This is a genomic window from Niallia sp. XMNu-256 (assembly GCF_036670015.1).
In the GTDB taxonomy this organism is placed as follows: Bacteria; Bacillota; Bacilli; order Bacillales; family Cytobacillaceae; genus Bacillus_BD.
Genome location: NZ_CP137636.1, coordinates 2,847,335 through 2,872,491, shown reverse-complemented (window position 1 = coordinate 2,872,491; position 25,157 = coordinate 2,847,335). Strand labels below are relative to the sequence as shown.

The 25,157-nt window shown below is 36.7% G+C and carries 26 protein-coding genes and 1 riboswitch; of the genes, 11 read left to right on the top strand and 15 right to left on the bottom strand.

What is annotated here, in order from left to right; genetic code table 11:
• Positions 1-42 precede the first annotated feature (42 nt).
• The gene (locus R4Z10_RS14550) at positions 43-237 is read right to left on the bottom strand and encodes a DUF3892 domain-containing protein (protein ID WP_338470021.1); all 195 of its coding nucleotides are present in this window, start codon (positions 235-237) and stop codon (positions 43-45) included.
• Positions 238-418: 181 nt separating this feature from the next.
• Complete coding sequence (metA, locus tag R4Z10_RS14545) at positions 419-1,327, bottom strand: homoserine O-succinyltransferase (protein WP_338470020.1); 909 nt, start codon at positions 1,325-1,327, stop codon at positions 419-421.
• A gap of 339 nt (positions 1,328-1,666) precedes the next feature.
• On the opposite strand from metA, the gene R4Z10_RS14540 reads away from it, so the two are divergent.
• Positions 1,667-2,215, top strand: a complete 549-nt coding sequence (locus tag R4Z10_RS14540; RefSeq protein ID WP_338470019.1) for a hypothetical protein — start codon at positions 1,667-1,669, stop codon at positions 2,213-2,215.
• Positions 2,216-2,324: 109 nt separating this feature from the next.
• Complete coding sequence (locus tag R4Z10_RS14535) at positions 2,325-4,208, top strand: ABC-F family ATP-binding cassette domain-containing protein (protein WP_338470018.1); 1,884 nt, start codon at positions 2,325-2,327, stop codon at positions 4,206-4,208.
• Between the two features lie 58 nt (positions 4,209-4,266).
• On the opposite strand, the gene R4Z10_RS14530 is transcribed toward R4Z10_RS14535, so the two are convergent.
• Together R4Z10_RS14530 and aspA are read right to left on the bottom strand one after the other, a co-directional pair.
• Positions 4,267-5,268, bottom strand: coding sequence for an LLM class flavin-dependent oxidoreductase (locus R4Z10_RS14530; protein ID WP_338470017.1), 1,002 nt, complete (start codon positions 5,266-5,268; stop codon positions 4,267-4,269).
• A gap of 206 nt (positions 5,269-5,474) precedes the next feature.
• Entirely contained in the window at positions 5,475-6,911 is a 1,437-nt protein-coding gene (aspA, locus tag R4Z10_RS14525; protein WP_338470016.1) for an aspartate ammonia-lyase, read from the bottom strand.
• Positions 6,912-7,069: 158 nt separating this feature from the next.
• On the opposite strand from aspA, the gene R4Z10_RS14520 reads away from it, so the two are divergent.
• Positions 7,070-7,909: a YitT family protein gene (locus R4Z10_RS14520; protein ID WP_338470015.1), complete on the top strand. Its 840-nt coding sequence runs from the start codon at positions 7,070-7,072 to the stop codon at positions 7,907-7,909.
• 180 nt (positions 7,910-8,089) lie between these two features.
• Here the strand turns inward: R4Z10_RS14520 and R4Z10_RS14515 are convergent, their stop codons facing one another.
• Positions 8,090-8,392 carry a hypothetical protein gene (locus R4Z10_RS14515; RefSeq protein ID WP_338470014.1) on the bottom strand — a complete coding sequence of 101 codons (303 nt, stop codon included), beginning with the start codon at positions 8,390-8,392 and terminating at the stop codon, positions 8,090-8,092.
• A gap of 205 nt (positions 8,393-8,597) precedes the next feature.
• Here R4Z10_RS14515 and R4Z10_RS14510 point away from each other — a divergent pair, with 205 nt between their 5' ends.
• Both R4Z10_RS14510 and R4Z10_RS14505 read left to right on the top strand, forming a co-directional pair.
• Positions 8,598-8,696 carry a YjcZ family sporulation protein gene (locus tag R4Z10_RS14510; protein WP_338470013.1) on the top strand — a complete coding sequence of 33 codons (99 nt, stop codon included), beginning with the start codon at positions 8,598-8,600 and terminating at the stop codon, positions 8,694-8,696.
• A 52-nt stretch (positions 8,697-8,748) separates the two neighbouring features.
• Positions 8,749-8,883 (top strand): YjcZ family sporulation protein, encoded by a 135-nt coding sequence (locus tag R4Z10_RS14505; RefSeq protein WP_338470012.1) that lies wholly within the window; start codon positions 8,749-8,751, stop codon positions 8,881-8,883.
• Between the two features lie 53 nt (positions 8,884-8,936).
• On the opposite strand, the gene R4Z10_RS14500 is transcribed toward R4Z10_RS14505, so the two are convergent.
• Genes R4Z10_RS14500 through R4Z10_RS14485 form a run of 4 tightly spaced genes read right to left on the bottom strand, consistent with a single transcriptional unit; the run spans position 8,937 to position 11,740 of the window.
• Positions 8,937-9,671: an ABC transporter ATP-binding protein gene (locus R4Z10_RS14500; RefSeq protein WP_338470011.1), complete on the bottom strand. Its 735-nt coding sequence runs from the start codon at positions 9,669-9,671 to the stop codon at positions 8,937-8,939.
• On the bottom strand, positions 9,668-10,435 hold the full coding sequence (locus tag R4Z10_RS14495) for an ABC transporter permease (protein WP_338470010.1): 768 nt from the start codon (positions 10,433-10,435) through the stop codon (positions 9,668-9,670). Before R4Z10_RS14495 ends, R4Z10_RS14500 begins: the two co-directional genes overlap by 4 nt.
• On the bottom strand, positions 10,435-10,725 hold the full coding sequence (locus R4Z10_RS14490; RefSeq protein ID WP_338470009.1) for a thiamine-binding protein: 291 nt from the start codon (positions 10,723-10,725) through the stop codon (positions 10,435-10,437). The genes R4Z10_RS14495 and R4Z10_RS14490 overlap by 1 nt, the downstream gene beginning before the upstream one ends.
• A 13-nt stretch (positions 10,726-10,738) precedes the next feature.
• Positions 10,739-11,740 carry an ABC transporter substrate-binding protein gene (locus tag R4Z10_RS14485; protein WP_338470008.1) on the bottom strand — a complete coding sequence of 334 codons (1,002 nt, stop codon included), beginning with the start codon at positions 11,738-11,740 and terminating at the stop codon, positions 10,739-10,741.
• An 85-nt stretch (positions 11,741-11,825) separates the two neighbouring features.
• Positions 11,826-11,936, bottom strand: a riboswitch (TPP riboswitch).
• A 171-nt stretch (positions 11,937-12,107) separates the two neighbouring features.
• On the opposite strand from R4Z10_RS14485, the gene R4Z10_RS14480 reads away from it, so the two are divergent.
• Positions 12,108-13,679, top strand: coding sequence for a peptide chain release factor 3 (locus tag R4Z10_RS14480; RefSeq protein ID WP_338470007.1), 1,572 nt, complete (start codon positions 12,108-12,110; stop codon positions 13,677-13,679).
• Between the two features lie 209 nt (positions 13,680-13,888).
• On the opposite strand, the gene R4Z10_RS14475 is transcribed toward R4Z10_RS14480, so the two are convergent.
• Entirely contained in the window at positions 13,889-14,080 is a 192-nt protein-coding gene (locus tag R4Z10_RS14475) for an alpha/beta-type small acid-soluble spore protein (RefSeq protein WP_338470006.1), read from the bottom strand.
• 190 nt (positions 14,081-14,270) lie between these two features.
• On the opposite strand from R4Z10_RS14475, the gene R4Z10_RS14470 reads away from it, so the two are divergent.
• Positions 14,271-15,629 (top strand): TrkH family potassium uptake protein, encoded by a 1,359-nt coding sequence (locus tag R4Z10_RS14470; protein WP_338470005.1) that lies wholly within the window; start codon positions 14,271-14,273, stop codon positions 15,627-15,629.
• 69 nt (positions 15,630-15,698) lie between these two features.
• On the opposite strand, the gene R4Z10_RS14465 is transcribed toward R4Z10_RS14470, so the two are convergent.
• Positions 15,699-16,037, bottom strand: a complete 339-nt coding sequence (locus R4Z10_RS14465) for a DUF3905 domain-containing protein (protein ID WP_338470004.1) — start codon at positions 16,035-16,037, stop codon at positions 15,699-15,701.
• 130 nt (positions 16,038-16,167) lie between these two features.
• Here R4Z10_RS14465 and R4Z10_RS14460 point away from each other — a divergent pair, with 130 nt between their 5' ends.
• Together R4Z10_RS14460 and R4Z10_RS14455 are read left to right on the top strand one after the other, a co-directional pair.
• Entirely contained in the window at positions 16,168-16,338 is a 171-nt protein-coding gene (locus R4Z10_RS14460) for a hypothetical protein (protein ID WP_338470003.1), read from the top strand.
• On the top strand, positions 16,331-16,471 hold the full coding sequence (locus tag R4Z10_RS14455) for a hypothetical protein (RefSeq protein WP_338470002.1): 141 nt from the start codon (positions 16,331-16,333) through the stop codon (positions 16,469-16,471). The genes R4Z10_RS14460 and R4Z10_RS14455 overlap by 8 nt, the downstream gene beginning before the upstream one ends.
• Before the next feature lie 43 nt (positions 16,472-16,514).
• Here R4Z10_RS14455 and R4Z10_RS14450 read toward each other — a convergent pair whose 3' ends face one another.
• Both R4Z10_RS14450 and R4Z10_RS14445 read right to left on the bottom strand, forming a co-directional pair.
• The gene (locus R4Z10_RS14450; protein WP_338470001.1) at positions 16,515-18,263 is read right to left on the bottom strand and encodes a DUF4080 domain-containing protein; all 1,749 of its coding nucleotides are present in this window, start codon (positions 18,261-18,263) and stop codon (positions 16,515-16,517) included.
• Positions 18,264-18,567: 304 nt separating this feature from the next.
• Positions 18,568-19,614, bottom strand: coding sequence for an acyltransferase family protein (locus R4Z10_RS14445; RefSeq protein WP_338470000.1), 1,047 nt, complete (start codon positions 19,612-19,614; stop codon positions 18,568-18,570).
• 412 nt (positions 19,615-20,026) lie between these two features.
• On the opposite strand from R4Z10_RS14445, the gene R4Z10_RS14440 reads away from it, so the two are divergent.
• Together R4Z10_RS14440 and R4Z10_RS14435 are read left to right on the top strand one after the other, a co-directional pair.
• Entirely contained in the window at positions 20,027-21,040 is a 1,014-nt protein-coding gene (locus R4Z10_RS14440) for a 2-oxoacid:acceptor oxidoreductase family protein (protein WP_338469999.1), read from the top strand.
• 1 nt (position 21,041) lies between these two features.
• Complete coding sequence (locus R4Z10_RS14435; RefSeq protein WP_338469998.1) at positions 21,042-23,336, top strand: thiamine pyrophosphate-dependent enzyme; 2,295 nt, start codon at positions 21,042-21,044, stop codon at positions 23,334-23,336.
• Between the two features lie 60 nt (positions 23,337-23,396).
• Here the strand turns inward: R4Z10_RS14435 and R4Z10_RS14430 are convergent, their stop codons facing one another.
• Positions 23,397-23,663 (bottom strand): aspartyl-phosphate phosphatase Spo0E family protein, encoded by a 267-nt coding sequence (locus tag R4Z10_RS14430; RefSeq protein WP_338469997.1) that lies wholly within the window; start codon positions 23,661-23,663, stop codon positions 23,397-23,399.
• Positions 23,664-23,860: 197 nt separating this feature from the next.
• Entirely contained in the window at positions 23,861-25,096 is a 1,236-nt protein-coding gene (locus tag R4Z10_RS14425) for an MFS transporter (RefSeq protein WP_338469996.1), read from the bottom strand.
• Positions 25,097-25,157 lie beyond the last annotated feature (61 nt).

Genomic DNA, 25,157 nt, shown 5'->3' with positions numbered 1-25,157 from the left:
GCTAATGGGTGGATAATTTTTTTCTAAAAAATCGGATATTCATTAAAAAGTTGCTCCAATGTTCGGTTCAAGAATAAAAGTTCCGTTTTGCTCTTCATTAATAGAAACTCCTTCGATAATCCCATCTTCGACTTCCATCAATGCTTTTCGGTAGGAAATCACTCTCCCGCTCGATGTTTGAAAACTGATAATATCTCCATACTGATTTCGTTGCACCGCTATTAATTTTTCCGTCATAACTCTCCCTCTTTCATTCAAGTACTTTAAACATATTCTAGTCATAATAAAAGTGATCTATTCGAAAAACGAAGATGATGACATACTAATATATATGATTTTAATATCTTATTATTCAAATGACGTCATTTCAATCTTTTAATAATCAAAAAACAGCCTAGAACAATGGTCTAGGCTGTTTTTAATCCCATTCGTATGGTGTTGCTTGATACACATAGTAGTTAAGCCAATTAGAGAAGAGCAAATGAGCGTGTGAGCGCCAACGATTTAAAGGACGTTCATTCGGATTATCGTTTGGAAAATAGTTTTTTGGAATTTCAATTTCCAATCCTTTATTGAGATCACGACTATATTCCTCAGCTAATGTTTGCGCTTCATATTCTAGGTGACCGGTTACCATAATTTGCCTTCCACCGTTAGCACATATAATGAATGGACCTGCTTCTGGTGAGGAAGATAAAATTTTAAGTTCAGGGTGTTTTTCAAGATCCTCGATTGCCACATCGGTGTGTCTTGAGTGTGGAGCAAGGTAGACATCATCAAAACCACGCAATAACTTCTCGGAGTGGTCGTTGATTATATGAGAATAAATTCCGGAACACTTTTTCGGTAATTCAAACTTTTTAATATCAAAATGATGAAATAATGCAGCTTGAGCTCCCCAACAAATATGTAAAGTTGATGTAACATTTGTTTTTGTCCATTCCATGATCTCAATCAATTCATCCCAATATTCAACCTCTTCAAATGGCATCATTTCAACAGGAGCACCCGTAATAATCATACCGTCAAATTTACGATGCTTAATTTCTGAAAACGTTGTGTAAAACTGTTCCAAATGGTGAGCACTTGTAGTTTTTGCTTCGTATGTAGCCGTTTTTAAAAAGGCTATATTAACTTGTAACGGGGTATTACCCAGTAAACGAAGAAGATGTGTCTCAGTCTTTTCCTTTTCGGGCATTAAATTTAAAATGACAATATTTAATGGACGGATGTCCTGCTGGCTGGCACGCTCATCATCCATGATGAAAATATTTTCACTCTCAAGAATTTCCCGTGCCGGAAGTAATTTAGGTAGTTTAATAGGCATAAGAACATCCCCCTTTTCCTTTTTTTTCATCTTAAACGGGCAGAGTAAGCTCCCTACCATTGGATACTGAGAAATAAATATCAGAACAGATAGGAAGGGGACTAACTGACCGTAAAGATCCGAAATAATGAACACAGATTTATAAAAAACGCCTATGGAAACGTCTGTATGACCAGCAAGCCGCTGGCCCCAAATAATCAACAGTAGGGAAGAAAATCCCTCCCACTATTGGAAGTTTCACTTTATCAATAAATCCATTATAATTGCCTTTACGAAATGGTGCAAACTTAATTAGCAAATGATATTAAAGGAATGAAAGATGAAAAGTGAGGGAGCTTCATGTTTGATCCAACCGCATTTGAAAATATAAGAGTAGTATTGGAAGGAATTTTCTATGATAAAGACTTAGCAGGAGAACTGATTATTATTGATCGCAATGATACGATCAATACAGCAAAATTATCTCGTATATATGATGTGTCTTTTCAATTACAACCAAGCGAGATAATAAACGAACCTAAAATTACTTGTAAAATCACAATAGAGGCTAAATTGCAGAATCTGTCTGCAGAGTTACTCCCTTCATTAAGAACAAAAAATGAGGCGGGTTGTATTTTTTTCAGCGAATTTATTTTTGAACATGAAAAGGACGAATTTTTTCTCAAACAAATTGAAAGTATTTTAAAAGAGACATGGAAAAAGGTAAAAATTAAACAAACGGTCGTATATGAACCTTTTAAAAGAGGAAAAAAGATGGAGCACCATGGGTTTCTTGAGTTTAATCAACTTCTAACAGAAGATCACATGAATGATCTTCCAGACATCGCCCAACAAATAGTGGAAACCTTAATGCAAATGGAAGTTGTTCTAAACCGATCAAATGAATAAAGTGAAACTTCCATCAGTGGGGTCATGCAATCCTTTATGACGTAAAAAAAATGATATAATAAATGGACGCACTACTCAATAAGTAATATTAATGAATGGACTGGTTTTTATGAAAACAATTACGATCGAACACGTAACAAAAACATATGGGGAAAAAACATTATTTCGTGATCTTTCTTTTACCATTACAGAGAAAGAGAGAATTGGGTTAATCGGTGTCAATGGAACGGGGAAATCCTCTTTACTAAAATTAATAGCTGGAATCGATCTTCCAGATGAAGGAGAATTCATTTACGGGAAAGATTATACGATATCCTACTTGGCCCAACAACCAGATCTATCACCCGAATTAATGGTGCTTGAACAAATCTTTGCAGGTGATGCCCCAATTTTTCAATTACTGAGGAACTATGAAAAAACATTACTTCAGTTAAATGAACAGCCTGATAGTCAAAAAATCCAAGATGACTTATTTCGATTACAAAAGAATATGGATACATTAAATGCTTGGGATGTTAGTACGGATGCCAAAACGATCTTAACAAAATTAGGTATAGATGATTTTAATAAAAAAATTGGAGATTTATCGGGCGGACAAAAGAAACGAGTGGCGCTTGCCCAAGTCCTCATTCAATCCCCTGACTTATTAATACTAGATGAACCAACGAACCATTTAGATTATGAATCTGTCAAATGGTTGGAAGATTATTTAGGCCGTTATCAAGGGGCAATCTTACTCGTGACACATGATCGATATTTTCTTGATCGAGTGACAAATCGGATTTTTGAATTAGATGGTGGAAAGATCTATACGTATAAAGGAAATTATGCGGACTTCCTTGAGGCAAAAGCAATCCGAGATGAAAATGATGCGGCAACAGTTTTAAAGCAAAAGAATTTGTTTAGACGGGAACTCGAATGGATTAGGAGAGGGGCCAAAGCTCGTTCAACGAAGCAAAAGGCAAGGATTCAACGATTTGAAAGTTTAGATGAGGAATTATCATCTGTGAAAACGAATGAAAAATTAGATATCTCTCTTAAAGGAAGCCGACTAGGGAAACAAGTATTTGAATTGAAAGATGCAACTAAACGATTTGCTGATCAAGTGATCATGGAAGATTTTGATTTGCTTGTGAAGCCAGGGGATCGAATCGGGATTATTGGTAAGAACGGCACAGGGAAATCAACATTGCTAAATATTTTGGGAGGGAAGATTCCTCTTGATGATGGAGAGCGGATTATCGGCCAGACAGTTAAAGTCGCTTATTATACTCAGGAAAACGAGGATATGGATGAAAATAAGCGAGTGATTGAGTACTTAAAAGAAAGTGCCGAAGTCATTGAGACATCAGATGGGAAAACCATTTCGGCTGCTCAAATGCTGGAGAGGTTTTTGTTTCCACCATATTCACATGGTACACCGATTCGGAAACTATCAGGTGGAGAAAAAAGAAGACTATATTTATTGAAGATATTAATGCTTCAACCGAATGTTTTATTATTGGATGAACCAACAAATGATTTAGACACGCAAACATTGACTGTATTAGAAGATTATTTGGAGGAATTCTTGGGTGTTGTCATTACGGTTTCACATGATCGTTATTTTCTAGATAAGGTTGCTGAACAGCTACTCGTTTTAAAAGGGAATGGACTGATCCAAACGTTTTATGGAAATTATTCGGAATTTCTTGAGCAAGAGAGTCAATTAGTAGAGAAAAAGAAGGAAGAACCAAAAGTAGAAGCACCTATAATAGAAAAGCCAAAAAAGAAAAAAATGTCCTATAACGAACAAAGAGAATTTGAAACTATCGAAGATGATATCGCAGATGTGGAGAGCCGCTTAGAGGAAATTACAAATGAAATGAATAATACCGGAAGTGACTTTGAAAAGGCACAGAAGTTAATGGAAGAAGAAGCACACTTAAATGAACGATTAGAATTTTTGATTGAAAGATGGACATATTTAACGGAATTATCCGAGCAACTATAAAAAGTTCATGATAAGTAAAAAGTGAAATCCATATTAGATGGGTTTCACTTTTTTTAATTTAAGCGTTTCTAATGACATCAGCTACAATTTCATAGGACTGTAAGCGAGCTTCATGGTCAAAAATTTGACTATTTATGATTATTTCATCTGTCTGTGTTTCTTGTACAAACTTTTCGAGTTTTCTTTTAACAGTCTCTCTGCTGCCAATGATCGAGCCTGCTAACTTTTGTTCTAAAATAGACTTTTCGTAACTACTACATAGAGTATCAATGTCGTCAACTGGTGGTTGAAGAGAGGTTTGTTGATTACGAATAAGCCCAAGATGATGTTGCAGCAAGGATGTTGATCGTCTTACAGCCTCTTCATCTGTCTCTGCAGCAACAATATTGGTACCAATCATTACATACGGCTTTTGCAGCATTGAGGATGGTTTAAAACTATTCCGATACAAATCAAGAGCTGGCAATGTATTTTCTGGTGAAAAATGATTAGCAAAGGCAAAAGGAAGACCTAGTTTTCCAGCTAATTCTGCACTATACCCACTTGAGCCAAGAAGCCAAATCGGTATTTGAAGACCTTTGCCGGGGATTGCATTTACTTTCATGTCTACAGGGCTAAAATAAGCTCTTAGTTCTTCTAATTGTTCTGGAAAATCATGGCCATCACTTTTAGCGTTGCGACGTAAAGCATAGGCAGTTAGTTGGTCAGTTCCTGGAGCCCGTCCAATACCTAAGTCGATTCGGCCAGGAAACAGCGATTCTAACGTTCCAAACTGTTCGGCTACTACGAGCGGGGCGTGGTTAGGTAGCATAATTCCTCCTGAACCGACTTGAATTTTAGACGTATTAGCAGCAATATGACCAATTAAAATAGGAGTAGCAGAGCTCGCAATTCCTGGCTTATTGTGATGCTCAGCTAACCAATACCTCTTATATCCCCAATTTTCAGCATGTTGAGCTAAATCTGCCGAATGTTTAAAAGAAACGTTCGCATCACTACCTTTATTAATTGGAACTAAGTCTAGGATTGAATAAGCAATATCTTGGATCGTCTTGTTCATTATTTTTTCAACTTCTTTCTCTGATAGTATATTAATATAAGACCATATGAATATTCTATCAATAGTTTTAGAAGATTTAAAATAATAAGATTCGTAATTGCTTTTTTTAGTAGGGTCTAACTAATTTATAGATAGGTAGAGAATAAATAAAAAGTCCTAAAAGCTAATAAATGCGGACTTTTAGGACTATCATTTACTTTTTTTTATCAATCTCGTTCGAGAAGAGAAGCACCGGCAATCCCAGGATTGGTCATTTCGTAAGGATTTAAGATAAGGTCTAGTTCTTCATCGGTCAAAACATCATATAAACGGCATAATTCTCTTACTGAACGACCATTAATAATCGCTTCACGTGCGATTCGAGCAGCCACTTCATAACCAATATGTGGATTTACAGCTGTGATTAATCCAACACTTTTATCAACAAATTCTTTTAACCTTTCTTCATTTGCTTCAATGGTAACTAAGCAACGATCGGTAAAGGCCCTGAAAGCATTATTCATGATGCTGATCGATTGATGCAAGTTAAACACTAGAACCGGTTCCATCACATTTAATTCTAATTGCCCTGCTTCAGACGCTAAACTAATGGTATGATCATTGCCAATTACTTGGAAAGCGACTTGATTAATCATTTCTGGCATAACCGGGTTTACTTTTCCTGGCATGATGGAGGAGCCTGGTTGTCTAGGAACTAGTGAAATTTCTCCTAAACCTGCCCTCGGTCCAGAGGCCATTAGACGTAAGTCATTGGCTATTTTAGACATATTAATCATACAAATTTTTAGCGCGGATGATACTTCTGTGTAAGCATCCGTATTTTGTGTTCCATCAACAAGGTGATCTGACTTTATTAGAGGAAGTTCACTGATCTCAGCCAAATATTCAACTACATAATCGATATATTTAGGATCGGCATTTAATCCGGTTCCAACCGCTGTTGCTCCCATATTTACTTCATATAAATTCTCACGGGTGTTTTTAATCCTCTTAATATCACGTTTCAGTACACGGCGGTATGCTTCAAATTCCTGACCGAGGCGGATTGGGACCGCATCCTGTAAGTGGGTCCTCCCCATTTTAATCACTGCATCAAATTGTGTAGCCTTTGCTTGAAATACATTATGCATATCTTCCATTGTTTCTAGCAAAGTATCTAATAGGTTTAAAGTTGAAATGTGAATGGCAGTCGGGAAGGCGTCATTTGTTGATTGTGACATGTTCACGTGTGTGTTAGGGCTTAGTTTTGTATAATCGCCTTTTTCTTCTCTCAATATTTCAAGGGCTCGATTGGCGATAACTTCATTAGCATTCATATTAATGGATGTTCCTGCACCACCTTGAATCGGATCGACAATGAATTGATCATGGTATTTTCCTTGGATAATTTCCTCAGCAGCTTGTACAATCGCCACACCTAGACCTTCATAAAGTCCTTTTGTTTTCATGTTTGCTAATGCAGCAGCTTTTTTGACAATCGCCAATGCCTTGATTAATTCAGTATGAAGAGGATAGTGTGTAATAGGAAAATTCTCAGCAGCTCTTAATGTTTGAATACCATAGTAAGCATCAAAAGGGATTTCCTTTTCTCCTAAAAAATCCTTTTCAATACGTTTATTTTTTTCTGTATTTTTTAGTGACAAGGCAACTTCCTCCCAAGTATCGGAAAATTTTAAAATTTATGAAACCTTTATACTATCCTAACTCAAAATTTTGTAGTTGAAAAGGAATATACTTTGTTCCCAGTATAATTATTACGATTGACTGATAAACTGAATAGAGTGGATCGGGGAGGTTTGTTATGAGTGATAAACTAGGTAGAAAAGATTTGGTTCACTTATTTATTATTATTATTGGCTCTTTACTAATCAGTGTAGCTTTTAATCTATTTTTTATCCCGCATCAGATTCTCAGTAGTGGACTGAGTGGAATTGCAATCATGTTGGGGCTAATCACACCTTTTGATACAGGGTTATTAAATTTCGTATTAAATTTGCCTTTACTCATTATTGGGACAATCAAATTGGGTAAACGATTTATTTTCTTTACAATAATATCCGTTCTTGTGACATCTTTAGCATTGTATGTTATACCTGTTACTCCAATTTCATCACAACCGATTCTGTCATCTATTTTTGGCGGAGTAATGGGCGGGATTGGTGTCGGTATTATTCTTCGTGCTTCCGGATCCTCAGGTGGATTTGATATCCTGGCAGTCTTGTTAACGAAAAAAAAGGATCTTCCATTAGGTTCGATTCTATCAGGGTTAAATGCAATTGTCGTTATTTTTTCGGGCTTTATTTTTGGATGGGATTCGGCATTAAACACATTGATTGGGATTTATGCTTCAGGGAAGGTAATTGATACGATTCATACGAGTCATATTAAATTAACCTTAATGATTGTTACGAAAAAGGGGGAAGAGCTCCAGAAGAAATTACTCCAAAACTTCTTTCGTGGAATTACCATTATGGACGGGTACGGTGCTTATACAGGTGAGAGAAAAAGAATCTTAATGACCGTTATAACAAGATACCAGCTAACAGAAATAAAAAGACTAATTAATGAAACAGATCCACAAGCTTTTGTTAATATCACAGAAACAAAGGAAGTAATGGGTTCATTTGCACGAAATAAGTAAAGCTAGGCATCTCAATTTGTAAAAAGCATTACTTGACATGTTTCTTGCGGCTTGAGACAGCCCTTTCATCTTGTTATCAGGCTAGACGGGCAGTAAAACCCCCCACCTCAATATTTTGTGTAAAAGCAATTAGAAGGTAGGTGGGGGATGAAAGAAAGCCCCATTAATGGGAGTTTCACTTTATTCCCACTCTTGATAAACGACGACTCCACCTGTTAAATCAAGTGTGCTATTTTCACCTTTATAAAGTAACTTTCCATCTTCTTCTACAATTAAATTCTCATAAGTTAGGATCGTCTTTCCAGCAGGAAGGGTAACAATCACTTTTTCACCAAGATCTGGATTGTGTTTCTCTACTTGGATAAGTGCTTGTGAATAGAAATAAAGACCGATAAGGACAGCAATTAATAATAATAAAAGATAAAAAGGTCCGCTTTTATAATAAGGTTTTAGTACAGTGAGGTTTTGCTCCGTTTGCTCCATTGTCTCCTCCTAAACATTAAAATATTACATTATTACGATATGCAAGTGCTAAGGTACTAATGACATAGTTTGATAAATTAGAAGGATGGTCCAGAAGGGAAGGACAAGGCTTAGGAAAAAAACATAAAAAGTGCATTTGCCTATCGCACAGGTAGGAGAGAAAGTGAATAGGATATATGGAAATCACAAAAGGAGGTTTTTCTAAATGGCAGATGGAGTATACGGCGGAGGATTCGCTTTACTTGTTGTGTTGTTTATTTTGTTAATTATTATTGGTGCTTCATGTTGGGGTTACGGATATTAATTGTTGAAATTTGATATTTGAAACATTTTAATGGACGAAAGGAGGGGCTTTAATGTTCGGTTATGGTGGCTGTGGATATGGTTACGGCGGCGGTTACGGCGGTGGTTATGGTTGTGGCGGTTTTGCGTTAATCGTTGTACTGTTTATCTTGTTGATCATTGTAGGTGCTGCATGCTTTAAGTGGTAATTCCCATAAGTTAGGAAAGAGGCAAGTGTGATAAACACTGCCTCTTTTTCCGTTTAAGTAGCTTTAAAAGCAGAATAAATTTTTCGCTTCCAATCAAGAAATTCATCTGTTAATAATAAATTTTCTTCTCGTGGCCTTTGAAATGGAATGACAAATTCGTTGATGATTTTAGCAGGCTTTGCTGATAGCAAGACAATGCGATCGGATAGAAAAAGCGCTTCATCAATATTATGAGTGACAAACAAAATCGTTTTTCGATATTCATCCCAAATGGAAAGGAGCCACTTTTGCATATCTTGACGGGTTAATTCATCCAATGCAGAGAAAGGTTCATCTAGAAGAATAAGAGGTTGAGGACTGAGTAATGCACGAATAAAAGAGACTCTTTGTTTCATCCCACCTGAAAGTTGAGTGGGATAGGAATGGAGATAATCTTTTAACCCTGCTTTTTCAATCATTGCTTTCGCTTTCTCCACATTTTTTTCTCCTTGTAACTCCTGACCAAGTAAAACATTCTGCAAAATGGTTCTCCATGGCAGGAGCGAGGGAGCTTGTGGCATATAACTAATCGAACCTCTCTGGCCATTAATTTGCTCACCATTTAATTCGATTGACCCTTCATCAGGGGTGATGATGCCTCCAATTAAATGAAACAAAGTACTTTTCCCGCTCCCTGACGGTCCAATAATGGATACAAATTCTCCGTCGTCAATTTGCAATGATAATTCGTCAATGATTTTTTTTGTTGAAAAGGATTTAGTAATCTTATCAAGTGTAAGTAAAGTCATTGTGATTCTTCTCCTTGATGATGCCAACGGACAATTATTCTTTCTAAACCTTGAATAATGGCAAACAATAGTAAGCTAAGGATCATAATTGTAAAAATTGCAACAAATACCCGGTCCGTACGAAAAGAAGAAGAGGCTAACGTCATATAAACACCGATCCCCTCTTGTGCACCTAACCATTCTGAAATGACTGCCCCCATCACACTATAGGTACCGGAAATTTTTATTCCTGAAAAAATCGCTGGCAGTGCATACGGAAATTCCAGTTTCCAGAATAATTGTCCCTTATTTGCACCAGCCATTGCTAAATAATGTCTTAATTCAGGAGGTGTTTGTTTAAATCCATCTAAAGCTGCTACGGTTACAGGAAAGAAACAGACTAAAGCAATAACGATCATCTTTGGCAGTACTCCAAATCCAAACCAAATGACTAATAAGGGGGCAAGAACAATGGTTGGGATATTTTGCGACAGGATAAGTAAAGGATAGACAGACTCTCTTAATTTCGGCAGTAAGTATAAAATGATTGCTGTTAGTAACCCAATACAAGTGCCAATAAGAAATCCAGATAGTGTTAATTGTAAGGTAGAAAAAAGGTGTACTCCGATATCTTTTCCATTTAGTGCAGCTTCAGAAATAATCTCACTTGGAGAAGGAAGGAGCCAGTTTGGAATCTCGAATAATCCAACTAAGACCTCCCATAGTATGAATAAAAGAAGGAGAACCGATAAAGGTCTCCAACTTTTCATGAAATGTGATTTCATTAGTGGTATTTCCCCGTTAAATCTTCCATTGCAATCCCTGTCGGTTGATAAAGGATTTTTACTTGAGTAATGACATTGTAGCTGCCCATTTCCATCATCCGCTCATTCATTTTTGTAATCAACTGTAATATTGTTGATAAGTCGCCTTCAATTGTTGTTTCTAGCGGGTGTACTTCATATTTTAAACCAGACTCAATAATGATTTTAATTGCTTCATCCACATAGGGGATGGAATTTTCTCCATTTTTTGTTTTAGGAATAATTTGAATGCTAACAAGTGAGTTTGCCATCGATTAAAGCCTCCTATTCTGGTAAAAATTCGTTAGTAAATGCTTTTTCAGCCTCTAATTCATTCTCTAACAAGTTATTTTTAAACATCCAGTTGGCATAGTTCTCCCAAACCTCTAGTTTTTGTTCACCCCACCGTTGGGCATCATCTTGATAACGAGGTGACAACCATTCCTGACTTTTTCTAACTAGCTCAGGATTCAGGTCAGGTACAGCCTGGATTAGAATGTCAGCAGCTTCATTAGGCTTTTCAATAGCGAAGTCATATCCTTCTGCAGTAGCCTTTAAAAAGGATTTGACTGTGTCTGGATTCGTTTGAATCATTTTTTCATTTGTTGCAAGTACGGGAGTGTAGTAATCAAGATTCTCACTATAGTCGGTTAAATAAATCATGTTAATATCTTTCCCACGTAACTTAGCCTCTACACCTGTCCATCCATAATAGATCCATGCGAAGTCAACGTCTCGTTCAACGGCTGTAAAAAAATCTGCATCGCCAATATTGATAATCGATACTTCATCAGGATTTGCTTTTTCCTTGTTCATCAATGAAGCAATAACTGATCTTTCAATCGGTGATCCCCAACCTCCATACTTTTTGCCTTCAAAGTCCTTTGGAGATTTAATGTTTTTCTCAACAGGTGAAGCAAAACCAGACGTATTATGCTGTATAACCGCTGCAATTGAAACAATTGGTACGCCTTGAATTCGCGCTTGTGTAATGCTTTCTTGATAACTAACCCCAAAATCGGCCTTTCCCGAAGCGATCAATTGATCAGCACCCGTTTCGCCAGGCATAATGATGTCAACATCAAGACCTTCTTTTTCATAGAAGCCTTGGTCTAATGCAACATATAAACCTGTATGATTGGTGTTTGGTGTCCAGTCTAATACAACAGTCAGTTTTTTTAACTTTTCATCTTGGGAAGTCTGATTGTTTTCAGTCTCATTGTCATTTTGATTGCCGCAAGCAGCTAAAAATAGGGTTACAAGTAAGATGATAAGCCACTTTTTCATGTTTTTATCCTCCTCAAAATTTTAGTTCGCTTACAAAACAAAAAAGCACCCGAAAAAGACCGGATGCATACTTTAACAACGTGTAAATTGTTTAGAATATGTTTCCTCCGCCGGTATTAACCAGATCAGGTTCAAGGGTCAGTATCTATTATGGATACTATCTCAACTAGCACAACTAGTTCCCCTACATTTCTTAATAATCTTCTTTTTTACTAATTATAACAGATTTCGACAACATTGAAAGGATTTGTATTTTTATTATAGAATATGAAACAGGTGTGAATATTTTTTATTGCAAACTACTTTTGATAGCGATATGATTTAAAAGTTAAAGATTAAATTGATCCTTTTAAAGTGAGGAATTACGATGGCAAATACATTAATAGATGAAGTAAAATCACGCCGTACCTTTGCGATAATTTCCCACCCGGATGCTGGGAAAACAACCTTAACGGAAAAGTTATTGTTGTTTGGAGGGGCGATTCGCGATGCAGGTACAGTCAAAGGAAAAAAAACAGGTAAGTATGCAACAAGTGACTGGATGGAAATTGAGAAGCAACGGGGGATCTCAGTCACTTCTAGTGTTATGCAATTTGATTATCATGGAACAAAGGTTAATATTTTAGACACACCAGGTCACCAAGATTTTAGTGAAGATACCTACCGGACATTAATGGCGGTTGATAGTGCGGTCATGATCATTGATTCGGCAAAAGGGATTGAAGAACAGACGTTAAAGTTATTTAAAGTTTGCCGGATGAGAGGCATTCCAATTTTTACGTTTATTAATAAGCTGGACCGTGATGGAAGAACACCTCTTGAGCTACTAGCCGAACTAGAAGAGGTGATGAACATTGAATCATACCCAATGAATTGGCCGATTGGAATGGGGAAAGAGTTCTTAGGGATATATGATCGATTTCATAATCGAATTGAACAGTTTCGTGTTGAAGAATCAAAACGGTTCTTAGCATTGAATGAGGATGGGGAATTAGATGATGATCATCCAATAAAGGAAAATGCATTATACGATCAGACTTTGGAAGAAATTATGCTTTTAAATGAAGCTGGAAATGAATTTTCAAAGGAAAAACTTGCTGATGGATCATTAACACCTGTATTTTTTGGCAGTGCGTTAACTAATTTTGGTGTACAAACCTTTTTGGAAACGTATTTACAATTTGCTCCACCTCCACAACCACGAGAATCAACGGTTGGCAAAGTTGATCCTTTATCTGAGAGTTTCTCCGGCTTTATTTTTAAAATTCAAGCGAATATGAATCCAGCTCATCGTGATCGGATTGCCTTTTTACGAATATGTTCAGGTAAATTTGAGCGGGGAATGACGGTAAATCTGCCAAGAACCGGGAAGCAAATCAAGCTTTCACAATCCACTCAATTTATGGCAGACGATCGAAGTACAGTAAATGAAGCGGTTAGTGGAGATATCATTGGTTTATATGATACAGGTACTTATCAAATTGGCGATACTTTAACGACCGGTAAGGATTCTTTTGAATTTGAAAGATTGCCACAGTTTACACCTGAGCTGTTTGTTAGAGTAACGGCTAAAAATGTCATGAAGCAAAAGCATTTTCATAAAGGCATCCAGCAGTTAGTCCAAGAAGGGGCAATTCAATTGTATAAGACGAGGATGGAGGACTACTTACTTGGGGCTGTTGGCCAATTACAATTTGAGGTGTTTGAACACCGGATGAAAAATGAGTACAATGTGGATGTAATTATGGAAGGACAAGGGTCAAAAATTGCACGTTGGGTTGAAAATGACGATGTAAATGACAACTTATCAAGTTCAAGAAGTCTACTTGTTACCGATCGTTACGGAAATAAAGTCTTTTTATTTGAAAATGATTTTGCATTAAGATGGTTTCAAGAAAAAAATCCAGATGTTAAATTATATAATCCAATGGATCAGTAATAGAAAAAACAGAGGAGTGATTTCCTCTGTTTTTTTTAAAATGGTTAGTAGAAAATAGTGACCGGGACAAACTGCGTGTATAGACCTGAAAGATGAACACAGACTAAATACGCCTGCGGCAACATCTATGTGATCAGCATATTGTTTGACTTAACTAACCATAATGGGGAAAAACCCACTGCTGAATGGAAGTAACAATTAATAACTTTTTATTTTCCAGATAAATGAGCTTGGGCTTGTTGGACTAACCTTTTCGTTATCTCTCCGCCAACAGAGCCATTGGCACGGGCAACGGTATCTGAACCAAGGTGAACCCCAAATTCTTGAGCAATTTCATATTTAACTTGATCAAGATATTGTTCGATGCCAGGAACTAGTAGTTTATTACTGCTTCTAGCCATTGTATTCATCTCCTTATTGAATAGCACCAGAGTTTGTTTCTCTGTAATTCTAGTATGATCGCTAATAACAATTTAATGAGTGGAAATGTTTCACGTCATGGGTATAATAAAGAAAAATATCCTTATATTTCTTTTAATAAAAGGGTATATTCGTTAAGATAGGATTAGTTATTTGAAAGGACAGCAACTTATGAGGAATCGATTTAAATACATACTCGATAATTTGACACCTGCAAGAGCAATTTTTTCCTTTTATTTTATCGCTGTAACGGTTTCAGTTTTATTATTAAGACTCCCAGGTGTTCATCAAGAGGGAGTTGAAGTCCCTTTATTAGATACGATCTTTACTGCCGTCAGTTCGGTGAGTGTAACGGGACTAACCGTTCTGAACATATCTGAGACCTATAGTACATTTGGAATTTTTGTTCTAATGTTTATCTTTCAATTCGGCGGGATTGGGGTTATGTCACTCGGAACCTTTGTTTGGCTATTAATCGGCAAAAAAATAGGTTTACGTGGAAGACAATTAATTATGATTGATCACAATCAGTCCAGTCTTTCGGGTTTAGTTGCCTTAATGATTGAAATACTGAAATTAATTTTAATCATTGAAGGGGTCGGTGCCATTATATTGGGATTTCTCTTTATAGATTATTATGCAACAGTACAGGAAGCATTTTTCCATGGACTATTTACATCGATCAGTGCGACAACAAATGCTGGACTTGATTTAACAGCAGCGTCTATGATGCCTTATGCCAATGACTATCTCATCCAATTGGTCCTCATATTATTGATTACTCTAGGGGCGATAGGCTTTCCTGTATTGATTGAATTGAAACATTATCTTTTCAATAGAAAACAACTTTCCCTGCCTTTCCGATTTTCTTTGTTTACAAAAATTACTACCATTACATTTGCAGGTTTGTTGGCTTTGGGTACCATTGTGATTATCTTATTAGAATTCCAACACAGTTTCAAAGGGATGGATTGGCATGAAGCATTTTTTTATGCTTTTTTTCAATCAGCAACGACGAGAAGTGGCGGATTATCAACTATAGATGTCAATCATTTCACTGAACCAACATTACTAGTGATTAGTTTACTTATGTTTATAGGTGCCTCACCAAGTTCTGTTGGCGGCGGAATTCGAACCACTACATTTGCCCTTAATCTTTTATTTTTATATCATTTTGCAAAAGGTCGAAAAGATATAAAGATTTTTAAAAGGGAGATTTATGAGGATGATGTGAGGAAAGCCTTAGCAGTAACAATATTATCGTTTATGATCTGTTTTTTTGCGATTATTATTTTATCCATTTCAGAGAGTCTGCCATTATTGGCTATTGTGTTTGAGGTTTGTTCAGCATTTGGAACAACGGGTTTATCAATGGGGATCACAACAGAACTAACAACCTTTGGAAAATGGGTTATTATGATCTTAATGTTTATCGGTCGAATCGGACTAGTTTCCTTTTTCTTATTGCTTCGAGGCAAAGAACCTGATTTACATTATCATTATCCAAAAGAACGAATTATTATTGGTTAAAGGTATACAGGTCTCCTGTATACCTTTTTACGTCTTTGACGGATCAATGGAATGAGATGAATGTTGATATTAATCCGCATCTTTACCAGTATTAATCGTAGGATGCATAAAGGCTTCTGACCTCTCCGGTTGCTTTAAGTTTTCTAGCAACTCATGGTTTTCTAGTGTATTCCAGCCAATATCATTGGTGGGATGAACCCATTCACTTCCAGACATAATTGCAGGATCCGTTTCCTCGCTCCAATTTTCTAAAGGAGATTCCTTCGATGTGTAGTAACTATCTCCAATTGTGACTCCGTAAGAATTGATAAAAGGGGGCTTCATTTTAATTGGTGTTCCTTTGAAACTTGGTGCATTGATTTGGTGTGGAAGAGTCCCGTCTATATCGATTCGATTCTTGGATGTCAAATACAAACCTCCTTTTTTACCTTTATTGTTCGTCAGTTAGTATATATTATTTGTTGAAAAAAAAGGAAAAGCTCGTATAGAATGAAAAACGTTTTCAGGTGAAAAATACAGGTTAAAGGGAGGTATGAAAATGGCCAAACGTAAAGCTCAATTTGATGCTGTTGAAAAACATAGTAAAACACCAAAAAAGAATCTTCAAGAAACGGAGTTTTCCGCTGAATTTGCTGCAGGGGAAAACCCAATGAAAGGTGCTAACCGTAATTCAAAACAAGGAAGAGAAGGAAGAAGCCGTCATGAGTAAAAAAGGAAATAATAAAAGGCCGAAGCAACATGCCAATGTTGAGTTTGGGATGGAATTTGGCGATATAAATGCAAGTAAATTGTACGAAATTCCAGCTATGAATCAAGAAAAGGCAAAAAGAAAGAAAAAATAAAAAGAGGCTGTCTCATTTCAATTATGAGACAGCCTGATATTGTTTAATTCAGGACAGAGTAAATATCCTTAATGGATTGAATCACCGGTTTTTCACTTTTTGGGTTGTAATAAATAAACAGAAGCGTTGGTTCATATTCAATCGTTTTTTGTTCAATATATTGTTCGATATCAAAGGTCAGGGGCTCAATTAATGTGTGTTTATATAAATCTTTTTCATCGAGATTTACCCCTTTAATAAGCGATGGATTATTGAGTATCGCTTGATAAAATTTAGAACGATCTTTTTTAGATAATGTAGGCTCCCACCATGATTTACGCGGTTTATAGCGCTGTTTGGAAAGATAATCGAATTTCATTAAATCAGTGATCGTTTCAAGTTTTTTTGTCTGACGATCGAGGAGAAATTCATTCAGCCTTTTGAATAGATCCTCTAATTGATGTCCGATCTTTGACCAGCCTCTTTCTTCCCAATAAGTTCCAAACTCTTGGAAAAAGTCAAAAGGGGTGGGAAATACTTCTGATATTAAGTATTCAATCGTATAATCCATTCGGTGATCATTCCAATACTTTTCCAACACATCTTCTACTTGTTTAATACGGATAATTTCATCAAATGATAAAACCGAATTCCCCAAAATTTCATAGGGCGGGGAGTCACTGTAAATATATTGATGATCTTCTGCTCTTAACCTTAAACCGGTTCCTCGCAGCATTTTTAAAAAGCCAAGCTGTAATTCTTCGGGTCTAAAAGCAAACACATCATTAAACGTTTTTCGGAATGAATCATAATCCTCTTCTGGAAGTCCGGCAATTAAATCCAAATGCTGGGCAATTTTTCCACCTTCTTTTACCATGGTTACCGTTCTTGCCAGCTTTTCAAAATTTTGCTTTCTCATTACTAACTCATTTGTATAATCATTCGTTGACTGAACACCAATTTCAAACCGGAATAAACCTGGTGGTGCCTCTTCATTTAAAAACTGTATAACTTCAGGACGCATAATGTCTGCGGTGATTTCAAATTGAAAGACCGTTCCAGGAACATGTTCATCAATCAAAAAGCGAAACATTTCCATTGCATAACTTCTGCTAATATTAAAAGTACGATCAACAAATTTAATTGTTTTTGAGCCATTAGCCATTAAATAACGAATGTCTTCTTTAACTTTTTCGCGATCAAAATATCTGACTCCAACCTCAATAGAGGATAAACAAAATTGACAGCTAAATGGGCACCCACGGCTTGTTTCAATATAAGTCACTCGTTTGCTAAGGTGCGGAAGATCTTCCTGAAATCGAAATGGAGAGGGCAGCTCACGCAAGTCCAATTTATTTCGTTGATGGTTGATCATAATGTCACCATCTTTACGAAAGGCAATTCCAGGAATCTCATCAAACTGATTTTCTCCATCAAAAGCTTCTAGTAATTGTTTAAACGTTTCTTCTCCTTCACCAATTACAATAAAATCAAATTCTTTTACCTTAGACATCCAATCTTTAACATCATAAGAGACTTCTGGTCCTCCAGCGAGAATTTTAATAGATGGATTAATTTTCTTAATCATTTTAATGACTTTGATCGTTTCCTCGATATTCCAAATGTAGCAGCTAAACCCTATCACATCAGGCTTCTTTTGGATGAGATCTGTTACAATGTTCATAATTGGATCTTTAATTGTATACTCAGCCAATTCCACATCGTAGTGAGGCTCCGCATAGGCCTTTAAATAACGGATTGCTAAATTAGTATGAATATATTTTGCATTTAATGTTGCCGTAATAACCTTCATTATAAAACTCCTTAGATGATTGTTCTTATTTCATCAGGCTTAATGGGCAGTAAGACCTCTACATCAATATTCTTAGTACTATAAAAGAAGATAGGTGTGGGGATATTTGCCCGTAAAGCTTGGAAAGTTGGACACAGAGCAAATACGACTATGTCAACGTCTATGTGACCAGCATAACTGCTGGCCTAAAGCTTACGATTAGTGGGAGATGAGAGAACCCCCACTGATGGAAGTATCACTTTATATTGTATATGAAAGTGATAAAAAAGAAAAACCCCGCTTAAATAAAGCAGGTTTAAGTAAATTAATTACTCACCCATTTTTCCCAATAAAATTTTAAATACAGCTTTAGTCTGCCCAACAGCTTTTTTGTGTCAGAAACTTTGAGTTCAATCAATGGTTGAGCAAAAGAAGTAACGGTCTTGCTGGAAAGGATGAGCGTTAAAATCAATGAAATAGCTGCCAGTAATAATATACTTTCGACATTATTGAAGTAGTCTTTGACTTCACTAACTCGAAAGATTCGAATGAAAAAGCCATGTAATAAATAAACATATAAAGAGTTTCGGCCTAGATTTGTAAAAAAGTATTGCTCTTTTGGAACTAACGCAAAGAAGCTGGCCATCATCATTAGGCTAAGCACATACAGACTTCCACGGATCAACATGGCATATATCGGTTGTACACCCATTTCTGCATAGGATTTTGAACCTAATAACCATTCGTATTCCAGTGTTGGAAAGTGATAAAAAAGGAAAAAGACTGTTATAAAAAGGAACATCGCAAGAATCTTAATTCTAACAGTTAAAAGGCGATAAAAATGCTCTTTTTTTAAGTAGAATCCAAGTAAAAACAAAGGAAAGAAAACGAATGTGCGTGATAAGCTTAAATAACCTGAAATAAAGTCGAAAAATCCCACTGCTAAGGCGATTAATAGTGCAGAAAGTAACGAATATCCAACACGCAATCGTACAAAAGCGTATAACATGACATTCCAGAAAAATAAACTGATTAGGAACCATAGTGACCAATGTGGGTCGAGTGGATCAATCATTAATTGGGATTGATCGTCGTATAGTAAAAAATAAAACAAAGAATAAATGATTTGAAATAGGAAATACGGCAAGATTAACTTTCTTGCTGTTTTTTTTATATACCCTTTTTTTCGAAATCCTTTAGCGAAAAAGCCAGATATTAATATGAAAGCCGGCATATGAAAGGTATAAATTACTTTATACAAGGTGTAAATTAGCTCATTGTCATTGATAAAGGTCCTCAAAAAATGTCCAAATACGACCAGGAATATCAGTATAAATTTAGCGTTGTCAAAAAAGCTATCACGTTGTTTCATAAAGCCTCCATTTGTCTCCAATTTTAAATCATTCCTCCATACTAGCCAATTTTTCGCAAAATATGAATGGTTCATAATGAAAGCTCTCACTAAATCAAGATCACAACTGTTATGTTATACAATAGGCATTCAACTGTTACACCGACTTGTAATGCTTATATTCATGGAATCTTGATGTTTATTTTACCAAAAAAATTTTCTGTTTCATAGAATTTGGTCATTTGTGTTGATTTTTATCACAGCAAACTTAAAACTGATAGCCTAGAATAATTTTTACAAAATCTAAACGAGTTATCTATTCATAAGATGGGGCTTCTTATAAGCAACCCGAGGTACTAATTCTCTTGTTAAGTATAATCAGTCTGTTTATGAGAAAGCCCTTGGTTGCTCATTCATAGGAGGAAAGAAAGGTATGTCTATATTACCAAAAAAGAATGACTTAGGCTTTTTTGAAATTCGCCTTGAATCAATTGGTGGGTTAGGGGCCAATTTAGCAGGTAAAATGCTAGCTGAAGCTGGTGTACTTGGCTTAGGCTTAAACGGATCAAATTTTGCTTCATACGGTTCAGAAAAGAAAGGGTCTCCTGTAAAGAGTTTTATTCGATTTTGTGATCCGGATGTCGAAATTCGGGCCCATAGTCCAATTGAAGAGCCACATGTTGTAGGAATATTCCATGAAGCGTTGTATAAAACTGTTGACGTCGTTAGTGGTTTAGATCCTGAGGGAATTGTATTAGTTAATTCTATCCGGGACTTTGATAATGTAAAAGAAGACTTAAAGCTACAATATGGTACACTCGCCATTATTGATGCTTTAGGAATCGCTGTTGAAGAGAAAACGAAGGTAAACACAGCCATGCTTGGTGCGCTATTTAAAATTTGTGATTTCTTAAATCCGGATGATATGAGAACGGTTATCCGTAAAACATTTGAGAAGAAATATCCACATTTAGTAGAACCAAACATACGTACATTTAATCGGGGTTACAAAGAAGTAAAATTTAAAAAGATTGAAACACCTAAAGATGCGACTAATAAAGCATTCCATCGCGCTTTACCAACTCTAGGGTATTTAACTCAAGAAATTGGCGGAACAATGCGTATGCAAGGAAATAGTGTCTTAAAAGATTTGAGCGGATCAAGACAAGGGTTCTTACCACAGTTTACACAGGAAGAATGTATTAACTGTGCACAATGCGATAATGTATGCCCTGATTTTTGCTTTGTTTGGGAAGCAGGAGAGGATAAGCGTGGCCGTAAGCAAATGGTATTAAAAGGTATTGATTACCAATACTGTAAAGGCTGCTTAAAATGTGTAGAAGCCTGTCCAACGACTGCTCTTAAAGAAATTCGTGAAACCATAGGCTTTGCTGATCAAAATCGTGTAAAACATAACTTCCCATATGTTACAGGAGGGACTAACTAATATGGCTATTTTAGAAAATGAATTAAAAGCAAAGCATAAAGCGGAACAAACAACAACATTTGAATCTGGAAATGAAATGGCAGCCATGGCCGCTGCCCAAATAAATTATCATATAATGGGTTATTTTCCTATTACTCCTTCAACAGAAGTTGCACAATACTTAGATCAAATGAAGGCAAGAGGCGAGCATGATATTAAATTAATTGCAGCGGATGGTGAACATGGCTCAGCTGGTATTTGCTATGGTGCAGCAGCAACAGGGGCACGGGTATTTAACGCAACAAGTGCAAATGGGTTTATGTATATGTTAGAACAGTTGCCTGTTCAATCAGGGACAAGGTTTCCCATGGTGTTAAATCTTGTAACAAGAGCAATTAGTGGTCCACTTGATATTCGTGGGGATCATTCAGACTTATATTTTGCCTTAAATACAGGTTGGGTTATTTTAACAGCCAGAACACCGCAAGCGGTTTACGATATGAATATTATGGCATTAAAAATTGCTGAGCATTCAAAGGTTAGATTGCCAGTTATTGTTGCCTATGATGGGTTCTGGACATCTCATCAAAAGAGAAGAGTGGACTATTTTACGGATCGGAGCATTGTACAAGAGTTTGTCGGAGAATGTCCTAGGGAGTATAACTTTGCCAATGATCCAAAAAATCCAGTAACCATTGGGGCCCATATGGATGGTCCAAACTTAATGAATAATCACTATCAGCAATCCCAAGCCATGTATGCGGCAGGAGAAGTATTTCAAGAGGTAGCAGCAGAATATGCCAAAATTTCTGGAAGAGAATACCCAGTTCTTGATTTATATGGAATGGAAGATGCAGAAGTTGCATTATTTCTATTAAATTCAGCAGCGGAATCAGCGAAAGATGCCGTTGATAAGTTAAGAGCACAAGGCATTAAAGCAGGAGTCATCAGTCCCAACATTCTACGTCCATTCCTGGCAAAAGAAATTTGCGAGGCACTAAAAAATGTTAAAGGGTTGTTAGTTGGTGAACGTGCTGATTCATACGGAGCTAATGGAGCTAACTTAACCCATGAAATTAAATCTGCTCTTCAATCTGATGAACATAATAACACAATAGTTCTTAGTCGAGTGTTTGGTTTAGGAGGAACAGACTTTTACGAGGATGATGCTCATGAATTCTTTAAACTAGCCATTGATGCCATCCAAAAAGGGTATGCTGAAAAACCATTTGATTATTATGGGGTAGTGCCAGGCGAATTAGATAAAGTGCAAAAGCCTGTAATTGTACCACAGCATAGGGACGTATATAAATCAGGACTAATTGCAGTGACCCAGGATGAAGAATCCGGTAAATTAAAAGTAAAAATTCCACCATTACGTGCGTTAACGGAAAAACCAAAACGTCTCGCTTCAGGTCATGGCGCTTGCCCGGGCTGTGGGATCTTCGGTGGTTTAGAAATGTTCTTCAAAGGGATCGAAGGGGATATTGTCGTTCTATATCAAACAGGGTGTGCGTATGTAACGACAACGGCTTATCCATATACATCTCATAAGCAAACAATGATTCATAATTTATTCCAAAATGGAGCGGCTACTCTCTCTGGTACAGTTGAAGCATTTCTTGAAATGAAACGGAGAGGGGAAATACAAGTATCAGATGATGCTACATTTATTATGATTACAGGTGACGGCGGAATGGATATTGGAATGGGCTCTGCCATCGGTACAGCTCTCCGTGGTCATAACTTGATTATGCTTGAGTATGATAATGAGGGCTACATGAATACGGGCTCACAAATGTCCTATTCAACACCATTTGGACACATGACAAGTACATCGAACGTAGGACGTACCCAAAAAGGGAAAGCATTCCATCATAAAGATACAGCGCAAATTATGGCTGCAACTAATATCCCTTATGTATTTACTGGTACGGAAGCACTTCCTCAAGATCTTGTGAAAAAGGCTGCTAAAGCTCAATGGTATGCACAAAATGTAGGCCCAGTTTATGGTAAAATTTTAATTGCTTGTCCATTAAACTGGAAATCCGATGATCGTTACGGTGAAGTCATCATAGGAGCAGCAGTGAACTCTTGCTTCTTCCCACTCTATGAAGTGGATCAAGGTGAAACAACGATTACATATGATCCTGAAGCAAAGAAGAAACGTATCCCGGTAGCAGATTGGTTGAAATATATGGGTAAAACAAAGCACTTGCTAAAAGAGGAAAATAAAGAGATGCTAGATACCTTTGAAGCAGAAGTAGAAAGAAGATGGAATATCCTCAAGGCAAAGCATGAAAACCCATTGTTATAATTTCTTTGAAAAAAAGTCGAGACTCCATTCCGGGGAACTCGACTTTTTAAATTTAAAGATTTAATGAATGGTAAGTGCGATAAGCCTGGTGGCCGGTTTAAATCTTCTATTTGGGGAGTAAATGATAAAATCTATTTTTCTTTTACGATTATCTCTATGTTGTTGCTTTTGACGAAAAAAAGCTTGGTATTGATATATTAATTGATCCAGCTCCTGACTGCATTTTAATGTATCTTCGCTATTCAGCCCTTTTTGTCGAGCTAAGTTGATCATTACTTCTCTCTTCTTTTGAATTTCTACCAATATGGATTTGTGTTGATCAAACAATAATATTTCCCCCTGACACTCGCCTTTTCTTCATGATTCGATTGACTAGAATTTGTTTATCCTTGAAGAATTATTGCAAGAATTGATAACAAAGTAAATAGATTCGCAATATTAGACAAAATTCTCAGAAGAAATCTTTCGACATAATCCATTGTTTCTTTTCGACAATATCATTGAACACAGAAATTGCTGACAGTCTATTGCACATTCATTTTCGCTAGCTTGCGATCCGTTGGGAGCAGAAATCCTAATGCACCTAAAACCGGTAATATGCCGGTGAAGATTAAGGTGATTAATAGGCCATAATGGTCGGCCATGATCCCTAGTGCAATGGAACCAATAGCACCCATTCCAAATGCAAGTCCTACTGTAAGGCCAGCCATTGTTCCAATTTTACCTGGTACTAGCTCTTGAGCGTAAATGACAGTTACAGAAAAGCTTGACATTAAAATAAACCCAGTTAGTAACAATAATATAAAAGATATGGTTGCAGGGACAAATGGAATCAAGATCGAGAGTGGTGCTGAGCCCAGAATAGAAGCGATGATGATATTCCGCTTACCAAATTTATCTGCAAGCGGACCGCCAAAGAATGTTCCTAAAGCCCCTGTAACTAAAAAGGCAAATAAGAACATTTGAGCCTTCCCAATGCTCATTCCATATTGTTCCATGGCAAAAAAGGCATAGTAGTTTGTAATTCCTGCGACGTACCATGATCGGGCAAAAATTAAAAATAAAATTAAAACAAGGACAAATAAGATATTCTTGGAAACCTTTCCCGCTAGCGTTGACATTGAAACTTTATTAATAGGTACGATTACATTCATTTCTTTTAGTTTATTCGAATACCAAAAAGCAATATATGATAATAATAGAACAGCCATTGCGGCAACAATCGAGAACCAGGCCGCTCCAATTTGGCCAAGAGGCACAAGAATTAATGCGGTAATTAATGGGGCTAGTGCCTGCCCGGAATTCCCGCCTACCTGGTAGATGGATTGGGCTAATCCTTTTCGTGATCCAGCGGCCATATGTGCTACTCTTGAACCTTCTGGATGAAAGATAGCAGAACCTAAGCCAATAAACAGTACAGAAATAAGGACGAGGCTATAGTTAGGTGCAAAGGCTAAACCGATCACTCCAAATAATGTTGATGTCATCCCTATTGGAAGCGCATAGGGCATGGGCTTTTTATCTGAAAGGGCACCAATAAATGGTTGCATAATTGTGGAGACAATATTTAGAGAAAAGGCAATAAAGCCTAATTGGGTAAAGGTTAATCCCATCGATTTCCCGAGAACTGGAAACATGGCTGGAATGACGGATTGTATAGAATCGTTTAATAGATGACAGAACCCCATGATGATTAAAATTTTATAGGTCGTTTGTTTGTGAAGTGCGACCCCATTTTCGGATACCACTGATTGTGCCAAAGTCTTTTCCTCCTGTCTAAATGCTCAATGAACAGAACAATTATTTTTTAGTTGAGTAGAA